22 protein-coding genes are annotated in these 23,543 nt (G+C 65.5%); 6 read left to right on the forward strand and 16 right to left on the reverse strand.

Annotation, left to right across the window (positions count from 1 at the left end):
- Positions 1-175: 175 nt before the first annotated feature.
- On the reverse strand, positions 176-982 hold the full coding sequence (locus tag ABXS05_RS28845; protein ID WP_311943218.1) for a hypothetical protein: 807 nt from the start codon (positions 980-982) through the stop codon (positions 176-178).
- A 251-nt stretch (positions 983-1,233) separates the two neighbouring features.
- Positions 1,234-4,932 carry a trifunctional transcriptional regulator/proline dehydrogenase/L-glutamate gamma-semialdehyde dehydrogenase gene (gene putA / locus ABXS05_RS28850; protein ID WP_367626249.1) on the reverse strand — a complete coding sequence of 1,233 codons (3,699 nt, stop codon included), beginning with the start codon at positions 4,930-4,932 and terminating at the stop codon, positions 1,234-1,236.
- Between the two features lie 178 nt (positions 4,933-5,110).
- Between putA and ABXS05_RS28855 the strand changes: the two genes are divergently transcribed.
- Entirely contained in the window at positions 5,111-5,587 is a 477-nt protein-coding gene (locus ABXS05_RS28855) for an Lrp/AsnC family transcriptional regulator (RefSeq protein WP_367626250.1), read from the forward strand.
- Positions 5,588-5,693: 106 nt separating this feature from the next.
- On the opposite strand, the gene ABXS05_RS28860 is transcribed toward ABXS05_RS28855, so the two are convergent.
- Positions 5,694-6,380: an REP-associated tyrosine transposase gene (locus tag ABXS05_RS28860; protein ID WP_367626251.1), complete on the reverse strand. Its 687-nt coding sequence runs from the start codon at positions 6,378-6,380 to the stop codon at positions 5,694-5,696.
- Positions 6,381-6,407: 27 nt separating this feature from the next.
- The gene (locus tag ABXS05_RS28865; protein WP_367626252.1) at positions 6,408-7,433 is read right to left on the reverse strand and encodes a GlxA family transcriptional regulator; all 1,026 of its coding nucleotides are present in this window, start codon (positions 7,431-7,433) and stop codon (positions 6,408-6,410) included.
- Positions 7,434-7,697: 264 nt separating this feature from the next.
- Between ABXS05_RS28865 and ABXS05_RS28870 the strand changes: the two genes are divergently transcribed.
- Positions 7,698-9,692: a M1 family metallopeptidase gene (locus ABXS05_RS28870; protein ID WP_367626253.1), complete on the forward strand. Its 1,995-nt coding sequence runs from the start codon at positions 7,698-7,700 to the stop codon at positions 9,690-9,692.
- Positions 9,693-9,962: 270 nt separating this feature from the next.
- Here ABXS05_RS28870 and ABXS05_RS28875 read toward each other — a convergent pair whose 3' ends face one another.
- Both ABXS05_RS28875 and ABXS05_RS28880 read right to left on the reverse strand, forming a co-directional pair.
- Positions 9,963-11,126, reverse strand: coding sequence for a winged helix-turn-helix domain-containing protein (locus ABXS05_RS28875; RefSeq protein ID WP_367626254.1), 1,164 nt, complete (start codon positions 11,124-11,126; stop codon positions 9,963-9,965).
- A 134-nt stretch (positions 11,127-11,260) separates the two neighbouring features.
- Positions 11,261-12,280, reverse strand: coding sequence for a zinc-dependent alcohol dehydrogenase family protein (locus tag ABXS05_RS28880; RefSeq protein WP_367626255.1), 1,020 nt, complete (start codon positions 12,278-12,280; stop codon positions 11,261-11,263).
- A 196-nt stretch (positions 12,281-12,476) separates the two neighbouring features.
- Here ABXS05_RS28880 and xseA point away from each other — a divergent pair, with 196 nt between their 5' ends.
- Positions 12,477-14,054 (forward strand): exodeoxyribonuclease VII large subunit, encoded by a 1,578-nt coding sequence (gene xseA, locus ABXS05_RS28885; protein ID WP_367626256.1) that lies wholly within the window; start codon positions 12,477-12,479, stop codon positions 14,052-14,054.
- A gap of 54 nt (positions 14,055-14,108) precedes the next feature.
- The gene (locus tag ABXS05_RS28890; RefSeq protein WP_105862435.1) at positions 14,109-14,330 is read left to right on the forward strand and encodes a DUF2093 domain-containing protein; all 222 of its coding nucleotides are present in this window, start codon (positions 14,109-14,111) and stop codon (positions 14,328-14,330) included.
- A gap of 93 nt (positions 14,331-14,423) precedes the next feature.
- On the opposite strand, the gene lpxK is transcribed toward ABXS05_RS28890, so the two are convergent.
- The 6 genes from lpxK to ABXS05_RS28920 all read right to left on the reverse strand — a co-directional run bounded on the left by lpxK (position 14,424) and on the right by ABXS05_RS28920 (position 19,222).
- Positions 14,424-15,440, reverse strand: a complete 1,017-nt coding sequence (gene lpxK / locus ABXS05_RS28895) for a tetraacyldisaccharide 4'-kinase (RefSeq protein WP_367626257.1) — start codon at positions 15,438-15,440, stop codon at positions 14,424-14,426.
- Positions 15,437-16,717, reverse strand: a complete 1,281-nt coding sequence (locus tag ABXS05_RS28900) for a 3-deoxy-D-manno-octulosonic acid transferase (protein WP_367626258.1) — start codon at positions 16,715-16,717, stop codon at positions 15,437-15,439. The genes lpxK and ABXS05_RS28900 overlap by 4 nt, the downstream gene beginning before the upstream one ends.
- The gene (locus tag ABXS05_RS28905; RefSeq protein ID WP_311943238.1) at positions 16,714-17,418 is read right to left on the reverse strand and encodes a lysophospholipid acyltransferase family protein; all 705 of its coding nucleotides are present in this window, start codon (positions 17,416-17,418) and stop codon (positions 16,714-16,716) included. The genes ABXS05_RS28900 and ABXS05_RS28905 overlap by 4 nt, the downstream gene beginning before the upstream one ends.
- 28 nt (positions 17,419-17,446) lie before the next feature.
- On the reverse strand, positions 17,447-17,689 hold the full coding sequence (locus tag ABXS05_RS28910; protein WP_367626259.1) for a DUF4170 domain-containing protein: 243 nt from the start codon (positions 17,687-17,689) through the stop codon (positions 17,447-17,449).
- Between the two features lie 118 nt (positions 17,690-17,807).
- Positions 17,808-18,599 carry a 3'(2'),5'-bisphosphate nucleotidase CysQ gene (locus tag ABXS05_RS28915; protein WP_367626260.1) on the reverse strand — a complete coding sequence of 264 codons (792 nt, stop codon included), beginning with the start codon at positions 18,597-18,599 and terminating at the stop codon, positions 17,808-17,810.
- 104 nt (positions 18,600-18,703) lie between these two features.
- Positions 18,704-19,222 (reverse strand): GNAT family N-acetyltransferase, encoded by a 519-nt coding sequence (locus ABXS05_RS28920; protein ID WP_367626261.1) that lies wholly within the window; start codon positions 19,220-19,222, stop codon positions 18,704-18,706.
- A 338-nt stretch (positions 19,223-19,560) separates the two neighbouring features.
- On the opposite strand from ABXS05_RS28920, the gene ABXS05_RS28925 reads away from it, so the two are divergent.
- A complete protein-coding gene (locus ABXS05_RS28925; protein ID WP_367626262.1) occupies positions 19,561-19,926 on the forward strand; it encodes a nuclear transport factor 2 family protein in 366 nt (121 codons plus the stop codon).
- Positions 19,923-20,765 (forward strand): helix-turn-helix domain-containing protein, encoded by an 843-nt coding sequence (locus ABXS05_RS28930; protein ID WP_367626263.1) that lies wholly within the window; start codon positions 19,923-19,925, stop codon positions 20,763-20,765. Before ABXS05_RS28925 ends, ABXS05_RS28930 begins: the two co-directional genes overlap by 4 nt.
- Positions 20,766-21,057: 292 nt before the next feature.
- On the opposite strand, the gene hmuQ is transcribed toward ABXS05_RS28930, so the two are convergent.
- The 4 genes from hmuQ to ABXS05_RS28950 are packed head-to-tail and all read right to left on the reverse strand — an operon-like array spanning position 21,058 to position 23,515.
- Positions 21,058-21,393, reverse strand: a complete 336-nt coding sequence (hmuQ, locus tag ABXS05_RS28935) for a heme-degrading protein HmuQ (protein ID WP_149251786.1) — start codon at positions 21,391-21,393, stop codon at positions 21,058-21,060.
- An 18-nt stretch (positions 21,394-21,411) separates the two neighbouring features.
- A complete protein-coding gene (locus ABXS05_RS28940) occupies positions 21,412-22,392 on the reverse strand; it encodes an energy transducer TonB family protein (protein ID WP_367626264.1) in 981 nt (326 codons plus the stop codon).
- Entirely contained in the window at positions 22,389-22,850 is a 462-nt protein-coding gene (locus ABXS05_RS28945; protein ID WP_367626265.1) for an ExbD/TolR family protein, read from the reverse strand. The genes ABXS05_RS28940 and ABXS05_RS28945 overlap by 4 nt, the downstream gene beginning before the upstream one ends.
- Positions 22,847-23,515, reverse strand: a complete 669-nt coding sequence (locus ABXS05_RS28950) for a MotA/TolQ/ExbB proton channel family protein (RefSeq protein WP_311943255.1) — start codon at positions 23,513-23,515, stop codon at positions 22,847-22,849. Before ABXS05_RS28950 ends, ABXS05_RS28945 begins: the two co-directional genes overlap by 4 nt.
- Positions 23,516-23,543 lie beyond the last annotated feature (28 nt).

Genomic DNA, 23,543 nt, shown 5'->3' on the forward strand with positions numbered 1-23,543 from the left:
CAATCTCATGCATCGACGCCGTATCGACAAACTCATCACAGGTCCGCCGCCACCGCCTCCTCCGTCACCTCAGATGGCGCTGCAATGGAACTGAAACTTAACCGGACAGCCGTGGGTCAAGCCCGGCTATGACAATGGTCGCGTGAGTTCAAGCCCGCTTGCGCCGGCCGAAGCCTCAATTGCACTTCACGTCATAGTCCGACACCGAGGGGTAGTCGTTGTCACCCGCCGTGGTGACCGACAGGGTGCCCGCCTCGCCGCGATAATTGTAGCTGCAATAGCCGAGGCCGGTGCCCGAGCAGGCTTCCGCCTCGATCACGCCGAGCTTGACGAGTTCGGCGACGCGGCTGTCGGTGCGATCCTGCTCGCTCGAAGGCACCGGCTCCCAGCCATTCGCCTTCAGCGCGGCGCGCGCCTTGTCGATCGGCATGTTGTTGATGTTGGGCACCTTGGCACGGCCGCCGCAAACGCCGTCACTGGCCGCCACGGGGTTGAACTCGAACTTGTAGTCGTCGATCGAGCGGATATCGCCGATCGGTGTGGCGAGATAATCGCCGTCGATGACACGCACCCCGCCCCCTTCGAGAGCCTGAACGCGGCCCAGCGACTGCTTGGAGCCTTTTTCGGCATAGAGCAGGGCAACCAGCTTGCCGCCGTCGAAGACACCGACATTGCCGTCATTGACCAAGCAGGTACCGCTGGTGCCCGGCTCGAACCCACCGGCGAAGCTGACGGCGCGCAGGGAGGTCCCCAGCTTGGCCTCGCCCGTCACGGCCCAGCCGCGCTCCGCCACGACACGGCCGGCTTCAGAGGCAGGCTTGACAACCAGCTGGCTGCACTCGTCTGCTCCTTCCACCGCCCGGGGGGCACGCGGCAGGGTGGTCAGAAGGCGGAATGCCACGCCCTTGACCTCGCTGCTGGTGGAGGGCGGCTCGTCCCCCATGCCCATCGCCGCAGCCATGGCCGCCGGGGCGCCCAGCATCAACGCGCTCGCCAAAGATGCCGCAAGGAAAGTCCGGCCTTTCCCGGTATTCGCCACAGCCCGCCGTCCATCCGTCATTGTCGTCTCCACTGCTGCCGATTCATGGGATCGGCGCAGGCGCCAAGATATCGGCGCGCGGCGACAAGACAATCGCCATGGAGCGAAGTTTCAAGCTCGGCTGGGGATAGAGGTTTCCGGGGGAACAAGGCGATGTTCATTCGGGCACGGTAAGGCGAGCATCTGCCTGTCCCCTACCCAATCGTCATCAGGCTGGCATTGCCGCCGGCGGCCGTGGTGTTGATCGAGGTGGAAACTTCCTCCAGGAGCCAGTTGAGGCAATAGGCGTCCGCCTTCGCCGCAAGTTCCTGCGAGGAGGCCGCTTGCACCAGGACGAGCGGCCCCGGCAAGGCGGCGATGGCCTTGCTCGCTTCCTGGATCTGCTCCGCGCTGCCCTCGACCAGGGCACCGGCGAACGGTCCCGATTTCTTCCAGTCCTTGCTCCAGCTCACCCGCGCCGCCACGCTGGCCGGCAGGGTCTTGAGCACGGGCTGCAGGCCGGAGGTGGCGTCGATGACCACGCTGTTGCCGGTGGCGAGCGCCGCGGTGAGCTGCCGGTGCAGGCCGATCTCGGTTTGCGGCACCAGCAGGATCTGGCCCCGGGGATGCAGGGCATAGAGGTTGCGCTCGCCGACGGGGCCGGTCAGCTCGATCTCCAGGCCGAGGGCGGAGTCGCCGCCGATTTCGCGCGCATCTTGGGCCAGATTGTTCATGCCGCGCTGTCCCAGCCATTTGGCGAAGTCGGTCAGCACCGGATCGGTATGGACCGAGCTGTGCCGCGGGGGGATTGGCGGGGTGTCGACCAGACGCCCGAGATAGAGGGGCCCGCCCGCCTTGGGACCGGTGCCCGACAGGCCGCGCCCGCCGAAGGGCTGCACGCCGACGACCGCGCCGATGGTGTTGCGGTTGATGTAGACATTGCCTGTTTTCACCAGGCTGGTGACATGGGCAATGGTCTCGTCGAGGCGGGTGTGCAGGCCGAAGGTCAGGCCGTAGCCGGTCGCGTTGATCGCATCGATCAGGCGTTCCAGATCGTCGCGCTTGTAGCGCACCACATGCAGTACCGGCCCGAAGACCTCGCGCGAGAGATCGGCCAGCTCGTTGATCTCGATGATGGTGGGCGCCACGAAGGTGCCGGCCTGCGTCGCTTCGCCCAGCGCCACCTGCTCCACCTTGCGGCCGCGGCCGCGCATGGCCTCGACATGGCCCTCGATGGTGGCCTTGGCCTCGGCGGTGATGACGGGGCCGATATCGACCTTCAGGCTGTCGGTTGAACCGATGCTGAGCTCCTTCAGCGCGCCCTTGAGCATGGTGAGGGTGCGGTCGGCGACATCCTCCTGCAGGCAGAGCACGCGCAGGGCCGAACAGCGCTGCCCGGCGCTGTCGAAGGCAGAGGCGATCACATCCGCGACCACCTGCTCGGCCAGGGCCGATGAATCGACGATCATGGCGTTCTGGCCGCCGGTCTCGGCGATCAGCGGGATCGGCTTGCCATGGGAGCCGAGGCGCGTGGCGAGCTGGGCCTGGATCAGGCGCGCCACCTCGGTCGAGCCGGTGAACATCACGCCAGAGGTCTCCGGCGCGGCGACGAGTGCCGCGCCGACCCGGCCGTCGCCCGGCAGGAGCTGCAGGGCATCGGCCGGGACACCGGCCTCGTGCAGGATGCGCACGGCCTGGGCGGCGATCAATGGCGTTTCCTCCGCCGGCTTGGCGAGCACGGCATTGCCCGCCACCAAAGCGGCGGCAACCTGGCCGGAGAAGATCGCCAGCGGGAAATTCCACGGGCTGATGCAGACGACCGGCCCGAGCGGCTTATGGGCGACGCCCAGCGTAAGGCGGGCCTGGTCGGCGTAATAGCGCAGGAAGTCGATGGCCTCGCGCACCTCGGCGATGGCGTTCGGCATCGACTTGCCCGCCTCGCGCATGATCAGGCCGAGCAGCACCGGCATCTCGCTCTGCATGATGTCGGCGGCGCGCTCCAATGCGGTCGCGCGCTCGCCCGGTGTCCAGCGGGACCAGCCCTGCATCGCCTTTTGCGCGTTCGCCATCGCCGTGGCGACATCGGCCTCGGTGGCCTCGGTCACCTCACCGACGACATCCTCATGGTCGCCGGGATTGAGCACGGGCCGGCTTTCTCCGGCACTGCGAGCGCCAGCAACCTGCGGCACGGACGTCCAGGCCCGGCCGGCGCTCTCCTTGAGGATTGCGCCGATCTCGGCAAGCGTCGTCTCGTTGGAAAGGTCGAGCCCGGCGGAATTGGCACGCTCGTCATAGAGCTGGGCGGGCAGGGAAATCTGGTCGTGGCGCGCCCCAACCACCGCCATCGCGCTGATCACCTCGGCCGGATCGGCGATCAGTTCGTCGACCGAAACATTGGGGTCGCCGATGCGATTGACGAAAGAGGAATTCGCCCCGTTCTCCAGGAGACGGCGCACGAGATAGGCAAGCAGCGTCTCATGCGTGCCGACAGGCGCATAAATGCGGGCCGGCCGGCGCAGCTTGTGCGCCCCGACCACCTCGTCATAGAGCGGCTCGCCCATGCCGTGCAGGCACTGGAACTCGTATTGGCCGGTTTTGAAGTCGGAACCGGCCAGATGATAGATGGTGGCGAGCGACTGGGCATTGTGCGTGGCAAATTGCGGGAAGACGGCGTCGGTGGCCTCCAGCAGCTTGCGCGCGCAGGCGATATAGGAAACGTCGGTGTGCACCTTGCGGGTGAAGACCGGAAAGTCGGGCAGGCCGTCGACCTGCGCCCGCTTGATCTCGGCATCCCAATAGGCGCCCTTGACCAGGCGCACCATGATGCGGTGCCCGGTGCGGCGCGCCAGGTCGATGATGAAATCGAGCACGAACGGGCAACGCTTGCCATAGGCCTGGACCACGAAGCCGATGCCGTCCCAGCCCTTGAGATCGGGGTCCTCGCACAGGCTCTCCAGGAGGTCGAGCGAGAGTTCGAGCCGGTCGGCCTCCTCGGCGTCGATGTTGAGGCCGATGTCGTATTGCTTAGCGATGGCGGCCAGCGCCTTCACCTTGGGCAGCAATTCCGCCATCACCCGCTCGGCCTGGGCGCGCACATAGCGCGGATGCAGCGCCGAGAGCTTGATGGAGATGCCGGGCCCGTCATAGATGCCGCGGCCGGCCGAAGCGCGGCCGATGGCGTGGATGGCGGTCTCGTAGTCCTTGTAGTAGCGCGTCGCATCGGCAGCGGTGGTCGCCGCCTCGCCCAGCATGTCGTAAGAATAGCGAAAGCCTCTCTCCTCCAGCGGCCGGGCGCGTTTCAGCGCTTCCGCGATGGTCTCGCCGGTGACGAACTGCTCGCCCATCATGCGCATCGCCATGTCGACGCCGCGGCGGATCACCGGCTCGCCGCAACGGGCGATCAGCCGGGTCAGCGCCGCCGACAGGCCGCGGTCATTGACGGTGTTCGAGAGTTTGCCTGTAACCACCAGGCCCCAGGTCGCGGCGTTGACGAAGAGCGAGCGCCCGCCGCCGACATGGGAGCGCCAATCGCCATCGGCGATCTTGTCACGGATCAGGGCGTCTCGCGTGGCCATGTCGGGGATGCGCAGCAGGGCCTCGGCGAGGCACATCAGCGCCACGCCTTCCTGGCTGGAGAGCGAATATTCATGCACCAGCGCCTCGACACCGCCGCCCCGGCGCTTGGAACGCAGCGCCTCGATCAGCTTGCGGCCGGTGGCGCTGATCGCCTCCCTGACACCCGCCGGCAGGCTGGCCTGCTCCAGGAGCGCCGCCACGCATTCCTCCTCGGAACGGCGATAGGCCGCCGTGATGGCCTGGCGCAGCGGCGTCTGCGGCCGGATCGGCGGCGCAAAATCGGCGAAGGGCCTGGCGGCAGGCTGGGGATTTTGGCTGAGTGCGGCAGATGTCGTCATGGCGGTCTCGCTCTTGAAAACGTCAGGTGCCATTGGCCCGGATTGGCGATGATACCTCAGGCAAAACGCTTTGACGTTTCGACGATCAGATAGCACGGCGCGATGTTGCTTTTTTACCAACGATATGTGCATTTATAGGTATTAAATCTTTTGTTTTTGATTTTCGTAGGATTTTCGGATGGCAAAAAATACAGAAACAGGAAATCTGGATGGGTACGACCGCAAGATCATCGATGCGCTGGTCGAAAACGGCCGCATCTCCATCACCGAACTGTCTGAAAAGATTGGGCTTTCCAAGACACCGTGCCATCAGCGGCTGAAGCGCCTTGTCGACGAGGGTTACATCCGCGGCTTCCGCGCCATTCTCGACTCCAGCAAGATGGGCCTCGACCATATCGCCTATACGGAAGTGAAGCTTTCGGACACGCGCGAGGCCGCGCTGAAGGCCTTCAACGCGGCGGTGTTCAAGATCCCGGAAGTCGAGGAATGCCATATGATCGCAAGCTCCTACGACTATCTCCTCAAGGTGCGCACCGCCAATATCCGCCGCTATCGCCAAGTGCTGGGCGAACGCATCTCGAGCCTGCCCCATGTCGCCAACACCTCGACCTTCGTGGTGATGGAATCGGTCAAGGACACTGACCTGGTGCCATGAGCGAGGAGATTAATTCAGGGACAGTTTACTAATTTCAACGGTGAGTCCACGTACGGATCAAGCGAAGCTACGTCATTAGTAAACTGTCCCCGATTTTCCGTTCATTTCACCGCGATGTCGACCGGTCCCCTTCGTCCAGCTTGCTCTTCCTGCCCCGCTTCTGCGGCCTGAGGACACGGCCGGTCACGGCCTCCAGCTGTTCGATCCAGGCGCCGCCGCCGAGCGGCCGGCCCGACGTCTCCGCCAGACGCAGGACGTTCGCCGCCCTCTCGTCCTCCCTGGCCTGCAGGAGGCCGGCGATATCGGGGAAACGTTCGCGCACGGGGCCGAGATCGGTCAGCCCGTCGTCGCGGCCGTCGAGATGGACCCGCGCGCTCGACCACGGCCAGTCCCGCGCCCGCTCGACCAGGCGCGCGCGGACGGGGTTGAGGCAGACATAGCGGACCGCATGGGCCAGATGCGTCTCGTCCATGACCACGGAACCGAAGCGTCCCTGCCACAGATGCCCGGTCCATTGCTGGCGCGTGTTGATGCGCGCGGTGTAGCGCCGATGCGTCTCGCCCAGCATGGCCCTGAGCCCGTCCGGTTCGGTGGGAATGGCGAGCAGATGAACGTGATTGGGCATCAGGCACCAGGCGATCAGCCGCGTGCCCGATTTCGGGGCATAGATCTTCAGGAGATCGAGATAGGCCCGGTAATCCTCGTTGCAGAAGAACACGCGCTCGCGGCGATTGCCCCGCTGCGTGACATGATGGGCGAAACCGGGAACGACCAGGCGGGCGATACGAGCCATGCGCCGATCATGACCGGTCGCGTTAAATTAGTAAACTGTCCCCGAATTAATTTGCCATTCCTGGCGGAATTCGCTCGGCGTCGTCGTGAAGCGCTGACGGAACCGCCGGCTGAAATGGGCGGAATCCGAGAAGCCGCACTCCATGGCGATCTTGGCGAAGGATTTGTTGGAGGTCTCGACCATATGCCGGGCGAGCGACAGCCGCATCTCCATGAAGGCCGCGCGCGGCGAGGTGGCGAGCGCGCTCTCGAAATGGCGCTCGAGCCGGCGCTTGGTGATGCCCAGATGCCGGGCGATCTGGCCGACGGAGAGCGGCGCATCCAGGCTTTGCTGCACCAGGAGCAGCGCCTTCCTGACGAAGGGATCGGAGGTGTTGAAATCGAGCGTCGGGCTCGGCTGCGGCGCCTCGCCGACCTCCGCCCCGTTGATCATCATGATGTGCAGGCTCTTGGTCGCGGCAGCCTTGCCCAGATGCCGCTCGACCAGAAAGGCCGCCAGATGGGCCGCGCTGGCACCACCCGGACAGGTGAGGCGGTCGCGATCGACGATGAAGATCTGGTCGGACACCGGCTGGAGACCGTCGAACTGCTCCAGGAAATCGGTGTGGTGGAACCAGCTCACGCAGCAGCGATAGCCCTCCATCAGCCCGGCATGGTGCAGGATGAAGGCGCCGGTGCACACGCCGACGAGCGGCACCCTGGCCGCCGCCGCCCGCTGGAGATAGCGCGAATAGGCGGGGCTGAGTTTCGGGACCTCGTCGATCAACCCGCCCACCACCACGATATAGTCGAACTTGCCGGGGTCCCCCAGCCGCTCGGTGGGGGCGACCACCACGCCGCTGCTGGAGGCGATCGGGCTCATGGTGTCGGACAGCACGCTCCATTCGAAGCGGATCGGCCGGCTGCGGTCGCCTTCGTCAGCCGCCAGGCGCAGCACGTCGACGAAATTGGCAAAGGCGTTCAGGGTGAAGTGACGCGCCAGGATGAAGCCGACGGACAACCGCGGCGCCTGCTTTTCGGATCGGGCCGGCTTCCTTGTCCCCGCTTCGCTCACGCCGCGCCTCCCTGTGCCGGGACGTCGCACATGTAACATCCGATCGACGCATCCATCCTATTCATGTCGACGACACCCGGCAAGATGCCGGGACCGGGCAGTCGTCCCGCCTCCGGCATCAATTTGTTGCATCGGTCGTACAAATCATGGCGAGGACAGCGTTCATGCTCTAAGAAGTGAGCGGGGATATCCGATTGGGATGGAGGGGACAGTCCATCGACAGCAGGTATTTCCATGAATACGGCAGAAATATACCAACGATTCTTGCATCATAGGCGGCGGCCCGCGCATCTTTTTCCGATTGCATTCCTTTGTCTGGCTGCGACGCCGGCCCTGGCACAGTATCAGCCTCGGGAAACCTTTGCGCCGCGCCCGCCGGCGCAGGCCGTCAACGCCTATCGCTCGGCCGATGGCCTGCCCGGTCCTCAATATTGGCAGAACAAGGCCGATTATCAGATCCATGCCACGCTCCAGCCTGATCAGCCTGCCATCAGCGGCGATGAGGTCATCACCTATACCAACAACAGCCCCGACCGGCTGACCGAGCTCTGGCTGCAACTCGACCAGAACATCTACAAGACCGACAGCCGCAGCGGTTACGCCAACGGCAAGGCGCGCGAGGGCACCACGGACGGCTTCGTGCTCGACAGCGTCGCGATCGGCGGCGGCAAGGCAGCACCCGTTTCCTATACCGTCAGCGACACACGCCTGCGCATCGCCCTGCCGATGCCGCTGGCCGCCAAGGGCGGGCAGGTCAAGCTCCACATCCGCTATCACTTCGCCATTCCCGGCGAATGGGGCGGGCGCATGGGCTGGGGCAAGGCCAAGGCCGGGCCCGTCTACGAGATCGCGCAATGGTATCCGCGCATGGCCGTCTATGACGACATCCGCGGCTGGGACACGCTGCCCTACCTAGCCCAGGAGTTTTATCTCGACTATGGCAATTTCGACTATTGGGTAACGGCACCGAGCACCATGCTGGTGGCGGGCTCGGGTGAATTGGCAAACCCGCAGGAGGTGCTGACATCCGAGCAGCAAAGTCGGCTCAAGAAGGCCCGCGCCAGCGACAAGACCGTGACCATCCGCAGCGTCCCGGAAATCGATGATCCCAAGTCACGCCCGAAGAAGGACGGCACGCTGACCTGGCACTATCGCATGCAGAACAGCCGCGACGTGGTTTTCGCAGCCTCGGTCGCCTTTGCCTGGGACGCGGCGCGCATCAACCTACCGGGCGGCAAGTCGGCGCTCGCCATGTCCTTCTACCCGGCTGAAAGCCAGGGCAGCGAGCGCTGGGGCCGTTCGACCGAATATCTCAAGGACGCGGTCGAACGCTTTTCGGCCCGCTGGTATCCCTATCCCTGGCCGGTCGCTGTCAATATCGCCGGCCCCGACGATCTCGCCGGCATGGAATATCCCGGCCTGCTTTTCGACGGCATTGGCGACAAGACCAAGGACCTGTTCTGGGTTACCGCCCATGAGATCGGCCACACCTGGTTTCCGATGGTCGTCGGTTTCGACGAGCGGCGCGACGCCTGGATGGACGAAGGCTTCAACACCTTCATCGACGTCTATGAGTCGGACGATTTCAACCATGGCGAATATGCGCCCAAACGCGATGTCGAATATGCGCCGAGCGGTGGCAATCCCGTCGACGAGATCATCGAGGTATTGAAGGACCGCGACGCGCCGCCGATCCTCTCGCGGGCCGACACCGTGATCGAGAAATACCGCCACCCGGTGACCTATTTCAAATCCGCGCTCGGCCTCGTGCTGCTGCGCGAGCAGATCCTCGGGCCGGAGCGCTTCGACGCGGCCTTCCGCCAGTTCACCGCGGCCTGGGCCTTCAAGCATCCCAAGCCGGACGATTTCTTCCGGGCGATGGAAAGCAGCACCGGCGAGGACCTCTCCTGGTGGTGGCGCGGCTGGTACGACCACAATTGGACGCTCGACCTCGCCATCGACAAGATCGGGCCGGCGACCGACGACAAGGACAAGGACAACAAGGACAAGGCGCCCAAGGGCACGGCCATCACCGTCGGCAGCCACGACAAGCTGGTCATGCCGGTGACCTTGCGGGTCGACTTCGCCGACGGCAGCCATCGCGACTATCGTCTGCCCGCCGAAAGCTGGATCAGGCAAGCCTCGACCACCGTCATCGTGGAGCCCGGCAAGAAGGTGGTGCAGGCCACCCTCGATCCCGACCACAAGATCCCCGACGGGAACCGCGGCAACGACAAGCTGCGCGCCGACGCAAAATAGCCGACCAGTAACGCCGTGCCCGTGAAAGGGCACGGCAAACCAGAACGAACGAGCATCCGGTCCGAGTACTCGTTGATCTGACCAGAATTGGAAAACAAGTGCTCCCGTCATCCCCGGCGCGGCCGAAGGCCGTGGGAAGGGGATCCAGGGGCTATGAGTTTCGTCCTGTAACTCCTGGATCCCCTTCCCGGGGTCTTCGACCCCGCCCGGGATGACATGTCTTTTAGGCAACAGTGGATGCTGCCCATCAGCATCGATAACGTGCCGGCATCACTCCGCCAGCTGGAAGGCCTCGAACCGTCCCAGCGCTTCCTCGATCGCGGGCTTGTGGGCGGCGGCATCGCCCTCGCCCACCCAGTTCCATTGCTGGATCAGCACCTTGCCGGCGGCGCGGTCCGTCTTGAGATCGATGGCCGCTACCACCTCTTCGCCCACCAGCACCGGCAGAGCGAAATAGCCGAAAACCCGTTTTTCCTTCGGCACATAGGCCTCGAAGCGGTGATCATAGTCGAAGAAGAGTTTCAACCGCTTGCGCTGGATCACCAGGGGGTCGAAGGGCGAGAGGATATGCACGAGCTCGGCCGGCGGCGCCGCGGCGACGGCGTCGAGCGTTTCGGGGCTGGCCCAATGCTCGGTCTTGCCGGCCCCCTCGACCTCCACGGCCACCAGGTCTTTGCGCCGCACCCGGCTTTCGAGGCGCTCGCGCACCGCACCCTTGCGGCCGGCATCGAGATGGCAGATGGAATCGAGGCTGATCAGCCCCTGCGCGCGCAGCGCCCGGTCGATGATGTAGTCGAGCCGCTGGCGCTCGGTGGCCGGCTTGGGCTTGAGGTCCCGCTGCTCAGCCCAGCCGAAATGGCGCTCCATCAGCTCATAGGTCTTGAGCATGCCCACGCGGGCGCTGATGGTCAGCACGCCGGTATAGAAGGCCAGCTGCAGCGCCTTCTTCGAAGGCTTGCGGCTGGCCCAGGGATGGGTCTTCTCCACCAGCACGTCGTCGTCGATGTCGCGGATGGAGAGAGCCCCACCCTTGCGGATCAGGCTGAGGACCTTGCGCAGATCGGCCTTCGACACGCTCTCGAACCAGCCATTGGGCCGGTCGAGATAGGCCTTCATGTCGGGCAGGAAGTAGCGCAGGTCCTGGGTGGGAATATAGGACAGCGCATGCGTCCAATATTCGAACACCGACTTGTCGGCGCTTTGCGCCTGGACGAGATGGTCGCGGCGATAGTCGGGAATGCGCGTCCACAAGATGTGATGGTGGCTGCGCTCGATCACGTTGATGGTGTCGATCTGCACATAGCCCAGATGCGCGGTCGCCGCAGGAGTCGCCTGCGGCCCGTCGCCGAAGGGAGCCAGGCTGTCGAGGCGCTGGGCCCTCAGCCAGATGCGCCGGGCCTGCGTCTTGTCGAGGGAAGGCGGTTTACGGGGCATGCAATCTCGCCAGAATACGGGGCGGCTGGGAGCACGCTCCCAGCCTTCATGCCCTGCAAGATAGGTCTTCCCGGCCGAGTCGCCAGCCCCGCGCCAGCTTTTTGTTCACGAAACGTTTACGGTCCGGCGGCTTGTCAGGGCACGAAGAGGATCTTGACCTCGCCCGGCCCGGCCGGCCTGGCAATGATGGCGGGCACCTCCTCCAGCCTGACCTCGCGCGAGATCAGCTCGTCGAGCTTGAGGGCTCCGCTGGCCACCAGCTCGGCCGCCCGCCGATGGGTGAAGGGGTTGATGAAGGAGCCGAACACCTTCAGCTCCCGGAACAGGATATCGAAGGGCTCGACCGCCACCTTCTCGCCCTGCGCCATCACGCCGAGGATCACCACGGTGCCGCCGGGACGGGCGAGCCGGAAGGATTGCTCCACCGTTTCGGCCACGCCGGCGCATTCGATCACCACGTCGGCTCCGCCGGGTAGCAGGCCGTCGGGGCCGGTCACGTTGGCGATGAAATCGCCCCGGGTGGGATCGATGCTGGCGGTGGCGCCCACGCGCTCGGCCAGCTCGCGCTTCACCGCCTGGCGCGTGGACAGCACCACGCGTGACGCGCCGGCAAGCCTGGCCAGTTGCACCGTGATCAGCCCGATCACCCCGCCGCCGAGCACGATCACCGAGGAGCCCGGCTGGATGTCGGCGATGTCGATGCCGTGCAGGCAGCAGGCAATCGGCTCGCAGAAGGCGCCATGGCTGGCCTTCAGGGACAGCGGCAGTTCATAGGCCTGCTGCTGCGGCACGATCACATAGTCGGCCAGGCCGCCGTCGCGGTGAATGCCGATGGCGGTGAGATTGCGGCACAGATTGATCCGCCCGTTCTGGCAGTGCACGCAGCGCCCGCACACGATGTTGGGATCGCCGGTCACCCGCTTGCCGGTGCGAAAACCCTGCACGCCGGGGCCGACTTCCTCGATGATGCCGCAGAATTCGTGGCCCAGGGTCACCGGCGGCTTGGAGGGAAACTCGCCCTTGAGCAGATGGCGGTCCGTGCCGCAAATGCCGGAGGCCTCGACCCGCACCAGCAGGTCGCCCGGCCCAGGCTTCGGCCTTTCCACCTCCTTCAGAAAAAGCTCTCCCACCGCATCGAGCCGCACCGCCTTCATCGTTGCCTCCGCCTGTTGTTTTGATTGTTCATACAATTCTAGGCCGGATTCGGGGCCGCGGGATAGTACCCGCCGGCATTTCCTTGGAGCGCGGACATCCCAGCGACATGCTTATGTCGCGATGTCCGCTCTTGAACCGCCAGCGTTCAGAGTGAAGAGCGGACAAGATGTCCGCACTCCATGTAAGATGGCCGCCATGCCCGACAATTCTCCTGATTCTCAGCCCTCCAACGCCCCTCAATGGTCCGTCTCCGAGCTCTCCGGCGCCCTCAAGCGCACCGTGGAGGATGCCTTCGGCTATGTGCGCGTGCGGGGCGAGATCTCCGGCTATCGCGGCCCGGTGGCGTCGGGACACGCCTATTTCGCCCTCAAGGACGAAGGCGCCAAGATCGATGCGGTGATCTGGAAGGGCAATCTCGCCCGGCTGCGCCAGCGCCCCGAGGAGGGCATGGAGGTGATCGCCCATGGCCGGCTGACCACCTTCCCCGGCAAGTCCTCCTACCAGATCATCATCGACCGGCTCGAACCGGCCGGCCTCGGTGCGCTGATGGCGCTCCTGGAGGAGCGCCGCCGCAAGCTCGCGGCCGAAGGCCTGTTCGACGAGGGCCGCAAGCGTCCCCTGCCCTTCCTGCCGCGGGTAATCGGCGTGGTCACCTCGCCGACCGGCGCCGTGATCCGCGACATCCTGCATCGCATCATCGACCGCTTTCCGCGCCGGGTCATCGTCTGGCCGGTGCGGGTGCAGGGCGAGACATCGGCCGCCGAGATCGCCAATGCCATCGCCGGTTTCGATGCCCTGCCGGCCGGCGGCCCGATCCCGCGCCCGGACGTGCTGATCGTGGCGCGCGGCGGCGGCAGCCTGGAGGATCTGTGGTCGTTCAACGAGGAAGTCGTGGTGCGCGCCGCCGCGGCGTGCTCGATCCCGCTGATCTCGGCGGTCGGCCATGAGACCGACTGGACGCTGATCGACCATGTCGCCGACCGCCGGGCCCCGACGCCGACCGGTGCCGCCGAAATGGCCGTCCCGGTCAGGGCCGACCTCTTCGCCAATCTGCACGATCTCGGCGCCCGCCTCACCGGCCATGCGCTACGCATGATCGAGCGCCGGCGCCAGGACCTGCGCAATCTCGGCCGGGCCCTGCCCAGTGGCGAGGCCCTGCTCGCGACTCCGCGCCAGAAACTCGACCTTGCCGCCGGCCGCCTGGTGCACGCGCTCACGCTCAACACCCGCCGCCACCACCAGCGCTACGATGCCCTCACCCGCCGGCTGCTGACGCAGAGCCCCGCCAACCGGCTCGACCGCAGCCGCGACCGCTTCCACGCCATCGCCGAACGCCTGGAGGCTTCGGCGCGCATCGCCCTCGCCCGCAAGCGCGAGGCCTTTGCCGGCCGAGCCGGCCAGCTCACCCCGCTCTTGCTGTCCCGCCGCAGCGAGGCCGGGCGCGAGCGCCTGTCGAGCCTCGCCGGCCGCCTGCTGCAGGCCGCGGCCGCGCGCACATCGGCCCAGCGCGAAAGGCTCGACCGCTTCGCCGTGCTCTTGGAAGCCTATTCCTACCAGGGCGTGCTGCAGCGCGGCTTTGCCCTGGTGCGCGACGAGCAAGGCAGCCCCATACGCAATGTCGCGGCAGCCCAGGCCGCAGCGAGCCTCGACCTGCAATTCGTCGATGGCCATTTCATCGTGGGCAAGGGTGCGCCCCCGCCGGCCCCAGGCGTGGCGAAAGCCAAGCCGAAGAGCGGACAGGCCGGTCCGCAACCGAGCCTGTTCGACGATTAGAATTGGCTCTGTTATAGTTTCGACAAGATCAGCAACACATAGGCCAGCGCCTCCATGAACCGTCACGAAAGCCGCATGACTTTGCCCGGCGAAGCACAGGTCCAGTACCTCGATTCCGATTTCCGCATCCTCAAGCCGGGCAATTACGTGCGCTGCGCCGTGACCGGCACGCATATCCCGATCGATGAGTTGCGCTATTGGAACGTCGACCGCCAGGAAGCCTATGCCAGCCGCGAGGCCGTGCTGGAGCGGCTGAAAGGGCTCGGCGAGATCTGACAATCCGGGTGCGCGGACGTCTCGTCCGCTCTTGGAAACAGCGCGCTTGCAGTCAAGCAAGAGCGGACAGGATGTCCGTGCTCCAAGGCGTCTTCACCCCGCCAGGCGGAAGCGCTTCACTAGGAAATCGTGCATCGCTTCCTCGTCGTCGAAGGAAAGCTGGATCGGCACGGTCTGGCTGATCGAGGCGAGGCCGATGCGCGCAGGGCCTCCTGTGAGGCGGGTCATATCCTTGGTCGTCGTCACCGGAACGAGCTTGGCGGCCTGTGCCCGCGCCGCGATCCTGGCCGCCTCCTCCTCACTGAAGGCATGGTGGTCGGCGAAGACCTCCGTCGCGGCGATGATGGCCCCCATATCGGCCAGGGTCTTGAAGAACTTCTCGGGACGACCGATGCCGGCAAAGGCCAGCACCCGCTTGCCGCGCAGAGACGGGGCTTGCGGATCGAGGCCGATGCGGGCCCGGAAGACGGCGACACTCGAGCCGCGGGCGAAATCATAGACGGCCGTTCCCGCATCGCCGGGCCCGATCACCACTACCGCCGAAGCAAAGCCGATCTGGTCATGGATATCGGCCCGCAAGGGGCCGGCCGGAAAGGCCAGGCCGTTGCCGATGCCCGTCTCGCCATCGACGGCGATGATCGAGCAATCCTTGGTGAGAGAGGGGTTCTGGAAGCCATCATCCATGATGATGATGCTGGCCCCCTGCTCGATGGCCAGCGCCGCACCGGCCGGCCGGTCGATCGACTTCACCGTCAGGGCCTTGCGCGCCAGCAGCAGAGCCTCGTCGCCAACCTTGTCGGCGGCAGCGTCGGGCTTGACCACCAGCGGCCCCTTCTCGCTGCCGCCATAGCCACGGGTGAGGAAGGCCGGGCGCTGGCCCGCCGCGATCAGGATATCGGCAACCGCCAGCGCCAGCGGCGTCTTGCCGGCGCCGCCAAGCGTGAAATTGCCGATGCAGACCACGGGAACGCCGGCCCGGCTGCCTGGCTGGCGCATGCGCGCCGCGACCTTTCCGCCATAGAAACGGGACAGCGGCATGAGCAGGCGGGCCAGCCAGCCCCGCGGCCGGTACCAGAAGGCCGGCGCCTTCAGGCTCATGCGCATGCTCATGGCCGCCCCGCCCCGAGCGGTAGCAGGGCAATGAGCGTCCGCTCCAGCGCCCCGGTCAGCGTCGCGATTGCCTTGGCGCCGCCGGCTGCGACGCGCTCGACCTCAGCCGGCTCGGCCAGCAGCCGCGCAACGGCACCGGACAGCTCAGCCGAGCCGTGCACGACCACGGCCCCCCCCATGCCATCGAGCGCGCCATAAGCCTCGACGAAGTTCTGGACATGGGGCCCATGCAGCACGGCTGCGCCGAGCTTGACCGGTTCGATCGGATTCTGCCCGCCCTTGCCGAGCAGCGACTTGCCCATGAAGACGATGCGGGCTAGGCGATAGAACACGCCCATTTCCCCGACCGTGTCTGCGACATAGACATCGTGCCGCACTTCCAGGGCAGGGCCCCGCGAGCGAAGGGCGACGTTCAATCCCTTTTCCCGCAAGGCTGCGGCGATCGCCTCGCCACGTTCGGGATGGCGCGGCACGATCAACGTCAACAGGCCGGGGAAACGGCCCTTCTGTGCGGCATGCACCTCGCCCGCCAGAGCCTCCTCCCCCTCATGCGTCACCGCCGCGAGCCAGAGCGGGCGACCCGCCACCGCCTGCCGCAAACCTTCGAGCACGCCGGGATCGGCGGGCGGCAGCGGTGCGTCGAATTTCAGATTGCCTGTGACGACGACGCGCGGCGCCCCCAGCGAGGCAAAGCGCCGTCCGTCATCCTCGCTCTGTGCGGCAATGAGGTCGAAGCGCCCCAGCAGCGCGGCGCTGGTGCGCGGCACGCGGCACCAGCGCGCGAAGGAACGCGGCGACATCCGCCCATTGACCAGCGCCAGGGGAATGCCCGCCGCCTTGATCTCGGCGATCATCCCCGGCCAGAGTTCCGATTCCAGGAAACAGACGAGATCAGGCCGCCAGTGCTCGAGGAAACGCCTGACATAGGCGGGAATATCGAGCGGCACGAACTGATGGATCGCCCCGGGCGGCAGGCGCTCCGCCATCAGGGCCGCCGAGGTGACGGTGCCGGTCGTCATCAGGATACGATAGCCCTCCGCCGCCAGGCGCGCAGCCAGCGGCAACAGGGTAATGGCTTCCCCGACACTGGCACCATGCAGCCAGGCCAGCCGCCCCTCGGGCCGAGGCCGGCCGGCAATGCCAAGGCGTTCGGACCGGCGCGAGGCATCTTCCTTGCCGCGGCGCTGGCGCTTGTCCAGCAACAGGCCGGCGAAAGGACGAAAGCAGCTGGTCGCCAGCCGGTAGGCCCTGAGGCTGAGGGGAAGCGCTGTGCTCACGTACCTGCCTTCACGAAGGTTCGCCCGACCATGGCATAGGCGGTGCGATGCGCCGCATCGAGGGCGTTCTCGACCTCCAGGCGCTTCGCCTCCATCAGCGCCTTGTCGGCATCCTCGGGCACATGCACGAGATCACCGACCACGAAGGCGCCGCGCGAAAACGGCATGTTGATCACGGCCTTGTCCCAGGTCGAGAGCTGGATCATGTTCGAGGTCGCCACGGCGACCGGCACGATCGGCCGTCCCGACAGGCGCGCAAGCGTGACGATGCCGAGCCCGGCCACGCCGCCGGTGCGCGGCACGTCCGCCGTCACGCCCACCGACTGGCCGTCCTTCAGGGTGGCCACCAGCTCGCGCAGGGCCGCGGGACCGCCCTTGTGGTGCTGGCGCTGGGGCCTGCCACCCGAGCCGCGCACCAGGCCGAGCCCCAGACGCGTCACCGCAACCGCGTTGATCTCGCCGTCGCCATGGCGCGAGATCAGGATGCGGAACTCATGCCCCTCGCGGCGCATGAAGGGCACCAGGAAATGCTGCCCGTGCCACATCGCCACGATATAGGGATATTGGTCGCGAATGGGCCCGTAGAGATCGGCCGGACTGTCGGCAAAGCGGCTGGTGCCGTGCACGAGCTTCAGCCATGCGGCGAGGCCCTCGCCGATGGCCTTCTGCACGAAGCGGGATCGGCCGATATTCTTGATCATTCCAGGGGCCTATCATCGACCATGGTTATCAGCGCTTGGTCGTGTCGGTCGTCGGATCGAGCAGGCGATGCAGATGCACGATGAAATAGCGCATCTGGGCATTGTCGACGCTCGCCTGGGCCTTGGCCTTCCAGGCCGCCTGGGCGCTGGCATAGTTGGGGTAGATGCCGACGATGTCGAGGCCCTGAAGGTCCTTGAACTCCACGCCTTCGATCGAGCTCAGCTCGCCGCCGAAGACCAGATGCAGCAATTGTTTCTGAGGTTCGCTCATCCCATGCTCCTATAGCGTTTTCCGGAAAATCTGACAGACTCTTAGATCAAGAAAACGCGTTAAAACAAATAGTTAGATCAAAATGACAATTCAGGGAAAAGTCATTTTTCTCTAAAACTCAGTTCATCCCCTCGAACAGGGCAACCAGGGCGCCCTGACGCTCCCGCCCAGCCATCACGAGCGGCCGGTGCACGGGGTCGGGGCGGTTATAGACGATGTCCCTGCCGGCCACGGTAGTGAGAAGCCCGCCGGCCTCGCTGAGAATGATATCGGCTGCGGCAATGTCCCAATCATGCGAGGATCCCGAAGCGAAAGCGCCGTCGACGCTACCCTCCGCCACCATGGCGATGCGCAGAGCCAAGGACGACATCGACGAGGCCCGCTCGACCCGCGGCAAGGCGCGCTGGGCCAGATCGAACATCGGCTTGGGGCCCGCCAGTGTGCGAATGGCAGCGAGAGCCCCTTGGCTGGCGTTGAGCGCAACGCCGTTCTTGAAGGCGCCCAGGCCGCGACCGCCCGTATAGAGATCGCCATTGCTGGGACGCAAGAGCACGCCCGCCAGCGGACGCCCGGCCTCGACCAGGGCGGCGGAGATCACCCATTCACCATTGCCGGCAATGAAGCCGCGCGTGCCGTCGATGGGATCGACCACCCAGACCTGTTGCCTGTCCAGGCGCTCGGCGGTGTCGGCAGTTTCCTCCGACAGCCAGCCGACCGCGCTGGAGACGTGGCGCAGCTGCTTGGCCAGATGGGCATCGATGGCAAGATCTGCCTCGGTGACCGGCGATTTGTCGGCCTTGTCGAAGACACGGGCCCCTTCGCGAGCAAAGCCGAGCCCGATCTCACCCGCTTCCCTCACAGCCTCGATCAGCAGAGGCAACGCCTCGCCCGCACTCAACCCCCGGGCCATACGCCCTGCCCCATCCTTCTCGATCATGGCTCGGATTTAGGCGAGCCGGCCAGTACGTGCAAGCGAGAACCATGGGTTCTGAGCGGTTGGCCACGCAAGGCGTGTCAGCTGCGTCGCCGCGGCACGTGATAAATCACGGCGGTATATTTCCTGTCACGCCGCTCGGCCGCCGGGATTCCACCCAGGCCCTCGGCAATCCGGCGGCTTGCCAGATTCGCCTCTGCGACGGGATATTCGAAATATCGCACGGCCGGGTCCTCGGACGCCCAGTCGGCAATCGCAGCGACAGCCTCACGGCCATAGCCGCGCCCATGTTCGTCTTCCCGGATCCAGATACCGAGTTCCGGCGTCTTGCTCGCGGCCCGATGCAGCCCTGCCAGGCCGAGAAACAGTCCATCCCGCCGGCGGACGACGAAAATGTGATCACTGCCCACCTCGGCCAAGGTCTCCCAATTGCGCCAGATAGAGGCAAAGGCCTCGCGTGACGGCAAAGGCTCCCATGCCATGAAACGCGTCAGGCTCGGCGTGATGCAGGCAAAGATCTCGTCGGCGTCATCGGGTGTGAAGGACCTGAGCAGAAGACGTTCGCTGACAAGGCCGGCGGGCGGTGGATCGAGGGACACAGTGTTCTCCGCTCACGAAATTGCGGCCTGCAGACCGAAACATCCCTGTCGCCGCTTGCGGTTTTCATGAAAGCGGATTTGGAGTGTCAGCCTCCGGCTGACATCTTGAAGAAAGGAAGCAAGATGTCAGCCGGAGGCTGACACTCCGTGTTTCCTGTAACCTTGTAAACAGGCGCGACCGGAAGGCCAGGACATGTCGACAACGACGATAATGTGCCTTCGGAAAGATTCGTCCAGGAAGACCGCCTTGATTACCTGGCGCGTAATTGAGACGCCCCCTTCTCCCGGCCATGCTGAGCGGGCCTGAAGCAATCAGGCCTGCCAATAGGAACATGTCGATGACCGATCCCGCCACCATTGCCCGTATCTATATCGCCACCTGGAACGAGACCGATCCCGCTCGGCGGCGCGCCCTGCTGGATGCCTCCTGGACGCATGACGCCCTCTATGTCGACCCGCTGATGCGCGGCCAGGGTCATGACGAGATCGATGGCCTGATCGCAGCCGTGCAGCAGCGCTTCCCCGATTTTCGCTTCTCCCTGATCGGCGAGGCGGACGGCCATGGCGATCAGATCCGCTTCTCCTGGCAGCTCGGTCCGGAAGGCGCCGATGGGCCGATCAAAGGCACCGACTTCGCCCGGCTCGACCAGGGGCGGCTGCGCGAAGTGAATGGCTTCCTCGACCAGGTCCCGGCAGCGGCATGAGCTCCCGTGGCAGCATCCAGGCCGCCCGCCGACCGGGCGGCTCGCCGCAGGCGAGGGCCCCCCGGGGAGTCGGCGACCATCTGCGCGCCTGGCGCCAGCATCGCCGCATGAGCCAGCTCGATTTCGCGCTGGAAGCGGAAATCTCCCAGCGCCACCTCAGCTTCATGGAAAGCGGCCGTTCCAAGCCAAGCCGCGAGATGGTGCTGCATCTGGCCGAGAGGCTGGAAGTGCCGCTGCGCGAGCGCAATGCCCTGCTGCTCGCGGCCGGTTACGCACCGGTCTATCAAGAGCGCGGGCTGGATGATCCGGCCCTCGCCCCGGCCCGCGAGGCGATCGACCTGGTGATCGGCGGGCATGAGCCCTACCCCGCCCTTGCGGTCGACCGCCATTGGACGCTGGTCGCCGCCAACAAGGCGATCGCACCCCTGTTGGTCGGAGTTGCCGACAAGAGCCTGCTGGAGCCGCCGGTCAATGTGCTGCGCCTCGGCCTGCATCCCGGCGGTCTCGCGCCCCACACCGCCAATCTGCCCGAATGGCGCGATCATCTGCTCGAGCGCCTGCGCCAGCAGATCGCCGTCAGCGGCGACGAGATCCTCGCTCGTCTCCTCGAGGAACTTTCCGCCTATCCGGTTCCGGCTTCGCGCAGCAAGCCCCGCGCCGATCTCGGCGGCATCGTCGTGCCCTTCGAGCTCAGGACACCGCAGGGCCTGATGTGCTTCTTCTCCACCACCACCGTGTTCGGCACGCCCGTCGACATCACCCTGTCGGAGCTGGCGCTGGAATGTTTCTACCCCGCCAACGCCGAGACGGCGGAGATCCTCAAGCGGACGGTGCTGTGAGAGGAATCGCGTGGGATTGGAGGGTCGATCTCCCGATCGACCATCTTGGAAACGTCGTGCGTGAGAGAGGGCGAAGATGGTCGATCGGGAGATCGACCCTCCAATCCCCGGTCCGCCCCGAGAGGTGAGCATCTATTCGCAAGGACGCCAGCCCCAACGTCTCTATCTTTGCATAGAAAACGGGCGGGTCCCTGCCATGGTCCACCCGGAAGCTGGAGGTCGCCTTCTCCCGGGAGGACGAGGCCGAAACCCGCCCGTCATTCCCCTCACGACGAGGGGAAATGCTGAATGTTTAGGCTGCCTTGCTCTCGGTCGGCGCATCCAGCGTCTGCAGGACTTCGAAGCCCTCGAAGACGGGGTGGCCGAGCGTCAGCGCCGGGCCCTTGCCGGCATTGCGATGCGACAGGCGGAAAGCCTCCGACTGGGTCCAGGCCTCGAAATCGGCCTTGGACCGCCAGACCACATGCGAGGAATACAGGACATGGTCCTCCCGCTCTGGACCGCGCAGCAGGTGGAAGGAGACGAAGCCGGGCAGCTTGTCGATATGCACTTCACGATCGCGCCAGACGGTCTCGAAATCCGCGGTGGATTCCTTCTTCACCTGGAAGCGGTTCATGGCGATGAACATGGGTGGTTCCTTTCGTTGTTAGGATCTTGGACATTGAACGGGGACGATGCGCGAAACGGCGCCTCCCGGTGGAGGCGGCGGCGATATTCCGCGGACGGCCGCCAGCGCGGCTCTGTCCAGTGCAGAGTCCCCCGACGGGCTGCTGAGACGTACGCTGCCAACGCTACCCGATGCGGAGACATTGAAGCCAACATTGGCACGCCTGCCACCTTGGCACGCGATTCCGCCCATGGCCCTCACGCGACTATTCACGGCCGCGACAAGAATGGCATTGTATTTTTTCACCGCAGCACCACTGGTTCGGGCACTGTCGGCGACACCGATGTCCGACATCGCCCCCTCTCCGCCTTTCTGCGCATGACGAGTCTGCGTGGTCGTATCGAGCTTGGCCAATCGCTTGACCTCCGGCTTATCCTTGACCGGCGTTTCGACCGCCTTCGTCTTCAAGGGTTGCTCTTTAGGCTTCTCAACCTTTTTCTTGGGCTTTTCCGGAATGGGCTTCTCGATCATCGGCTTTTTCGGCTCCGTCACCGTCTCGCTCCGCACAGTGTCGGGAACAGTTGCAACGGTCGCGCTGGGCTGCGTCGACGTTGTGGTGACGACGTCAGGCACCAGCGCTGCCATCCTGTCAGGCTCGACAGGCGTCGGGAGAGCCTCTTCGGCCACCTGTACGGGCGGGGATTCCGCGCTTTGCTCGTGAGGCGCCGCGGGCTCGGCGGCGACCGCATCGGGCGATATCTCGGTGACGGTATCCTCGGTCAGCGCCTCGCTCTCGGCTACCGGCGAGACGACCTCCTGCGACAGCGGCGAACTTACCTCGTTTACGGCATCATTCGAAGGCGCTGGCATCAGCGATGCCTCGATCGGGCGATTCAAGCGCGTTTCCACGCCGTCATGCGGCACCATCACCCAGGCACCGGCGAACGCCGTCAGATGCAGGAGCGCCGCTCCCGCGATCATGCCGACCCGCCAATCCCTGAAGATGTCGGCCGACGTCATGGCTGGGCAGCCGCCTTGTCGGCCTTGCCGATGAAGGCAAGTTGGCTCACGCCGTTGCGGCTGAGATCGGCCATCAGATCCAGCACCTTTTCATAAGGCACGCTGGCGTCGGCGCGGATATGGGCCATCACCTTGGGATCGGCGGCGAGACGGGCGCGGATATCGGCGTCGAAAGCCTCGCCGCTGCGGGCGTCCTGGCCGATATAGAGCGAGCCATCCGCCTTGATGGAAACCACCAGCGGCTCCTTGGTGGGCGACATCGCCGCCACGCCGCTCGCCTTGGGCAGATCGACCTTGACGCCGGCCGCCAGCATGGGCGCCGTCACCATGAAGACGATGAGCAGCACCAGCATCACGTCGACGAAGGGCGTCACATTGATGTCTGAAACGGCCTTGGGCGCCCAAGACCCATAGCCAGACGCTTCGCCGCCTTCGGGCTCGTGGAGGGAGAAGCTCATTCTGCCGCCTCCCTGAAGCCAATGGCCTTGGCGGACGTTCCGCGGCGGGCCGCCATGGTTTCCGCTTCGCGGCGCAGGACCTGCTCGAACAAGCGGCCGAGGCCGGCCATGCCCTGCGACAATCGATTATAGGCGATCAGAGCGGGAATGGCCGCAACCAGGCCGAGCGCCGTGGTGAACAGCGCTTCGGCAATGCCCGGAGCAACGGTGGCCAGCGAGGTGTCGTTGGCGCCGGCAATGGCGGAGAAGGAGTTCATCACGCCCCACACCGTGCCGAACAGCCCGATGAAGGGCGTCACGGCGGCAATGGTGGCGAGGATCGACAGACCGGCATCGCTGGCGCCGACCAGCCCGCCGGCAGCCTCGCGCATGGCCCGCTCGATCCGGGCCCGATATTCGCCGCCGGTTTCGCCGGGCACGGCGAGCCCGGCCGATTGCTCGCCCTGCGCATGCAAGGCCTGCCCCACGGCCGGCGCCGCGCCGAGGCCCTTGACCGTTGCGGCTTTCAGCAGCCGACGCAGCTTCGCCTGCCGCCTCACCGTCTCGAAGCTCAGGCCCCAGGACAAGACCGAGGAGATCACAAGGATCAGCATGACGGCCTTCACCACCGGATCGGCGTTGAGCAGCATATTCACGAAGGAAAAATGCGTGGCGGTTTCGGTCATGGCACTCTCGCTCTCACTCTTTGTTTCG

The sequence above is a fragment of the Labrys neptuniae genome, assembly GCF_040797145.1.
Lineage (GTDB): Bacteria > Pseudomonadota > Alphaproteobacteria > Rhizobiales > Labraceae > Labrys > Labrys neptuniae.

Coding starts and splice junctions, on each gene's coding strand:
- ABXS05_RS28845 (WP_311943218.1), bottom strand. CDS start 982: ATGCTGGGCGCCCCGGCGGCCATGGCTGCGGCGATGGGCATGGGGGAC.
- putA (WP_367626249.1), bottom strand. CDS start 4,932: ATGACGACATCTGCCGCACTCAGCCAAAATCCCCAGCCTGCCGCCAGG.
- ABXS05_RS28855 (WP_367626250.1), top strand. CDS start 5,111: ATGGCAAAAAATACAGAAACAGGAAATCTGGATGGGTACGACCGCAAG.
- ABXS05_RS28860 (WP_367626251.1), bottom strand. CDS start 6,380: ATGGCTCGTATCGCCCGCCTGGTCGTTCCCGGTTTCGCCCATCATGTC.
- ABXS05_RS28875 (WP_367626254.1), bottom strand. CDS start 11,126: ATGCCCCGTAAACCGCCTTCCCTCGACAAGACGCAGGCCCGGCGCATC.
- ABXS05_RS28880 (WP_367626255.1), bottom strand. CDS start 12,280: ATGAAGGCGGTGCGGCTCGATGCGGTGGGAGAGCTTTTTCTGAAGGAG.
- xseA (WP_367626256.1), top strand. CDS start 12,477: ATGCCCGACAATTCTCCTGATTCTCAGCCCTCCAACGCCCCTCAATGG.
- ABXS05_RS28890 (WP_105862435.1), top strand. CDS start 14,109: ATGAACCGTCACGAAAGCCGCATGACTTTGCCCGGCGAAGCACAGGTC.
- lpxK (WP_367626257.1), bottom strand. CDS start 15,440: ATGAGCATGCGCATGAGCCTGAAGGCGCCGGCCTTCTGGTACCGGCCG.
- ABXS05_RS28905 (WP_311943238.1), bottom strand. CDS start 17,418: ATGATCAAGAATATCGGCCGATCCCGCTTCGTGCAGAAGGCCATCGGC.
- ABXS05_RS28910 (WP_367626259.1), bottom strand. CDS start 17,689: ATGAGCGAACCTCAGAAACAATTGCTGCATCTGGTCTTCGGCGGCGAG.
- ABXS05_RS28915 (WP_367626260.1), bottom strand. CDS start 18,599: ATGGCCCGGGGGTTGAGTGCGGGCGAGGCGTTGCCTCTGCTGATCGAG.
- ABXS05_RS28925 (WP_367626262.1), top strand. CDS start 19,561: ATGACCGATCCCGCCACCATTGCCCGTATCTATATCGCCACCTGGAAC.
- ABXS05_RS28930 (WP_367626263.1), top strand. CDS start 19,923: ATGAGCTCCCGTGGCAGCATCCAGGCCGCCCGCCGACCGGGCGGCTCG.
- hmuQ (WP_149251786.1), bottom strand. CDS start 21,393: ATGTTCATCGCCATGAACCGCTTCCAGGTGAAGAAGGAATCCACCGCG.
- ABXS05_RS28940 (WP_367626264.1), bottom strand. CDS start 22,392: ATGACGTCGGCCGACATCTTCAGGGATTGGCGGGTCGGCATGATCGCG.
- ABXS05_RS28945 (WP_367626265.1), bottom strand. CDS start 22,850: ATGAGCTTCTCCCTCCACGAGCCCGAAGGCGGCGAAGCGTCTGGCTAT.
- ABXS05_RS28950 (WP_311943255.1), bottom strand. CDS start 23,515: ATGACCGAAACCGCCACGCATTTTTCCTTCGTGAATATGCTGCTCAAC.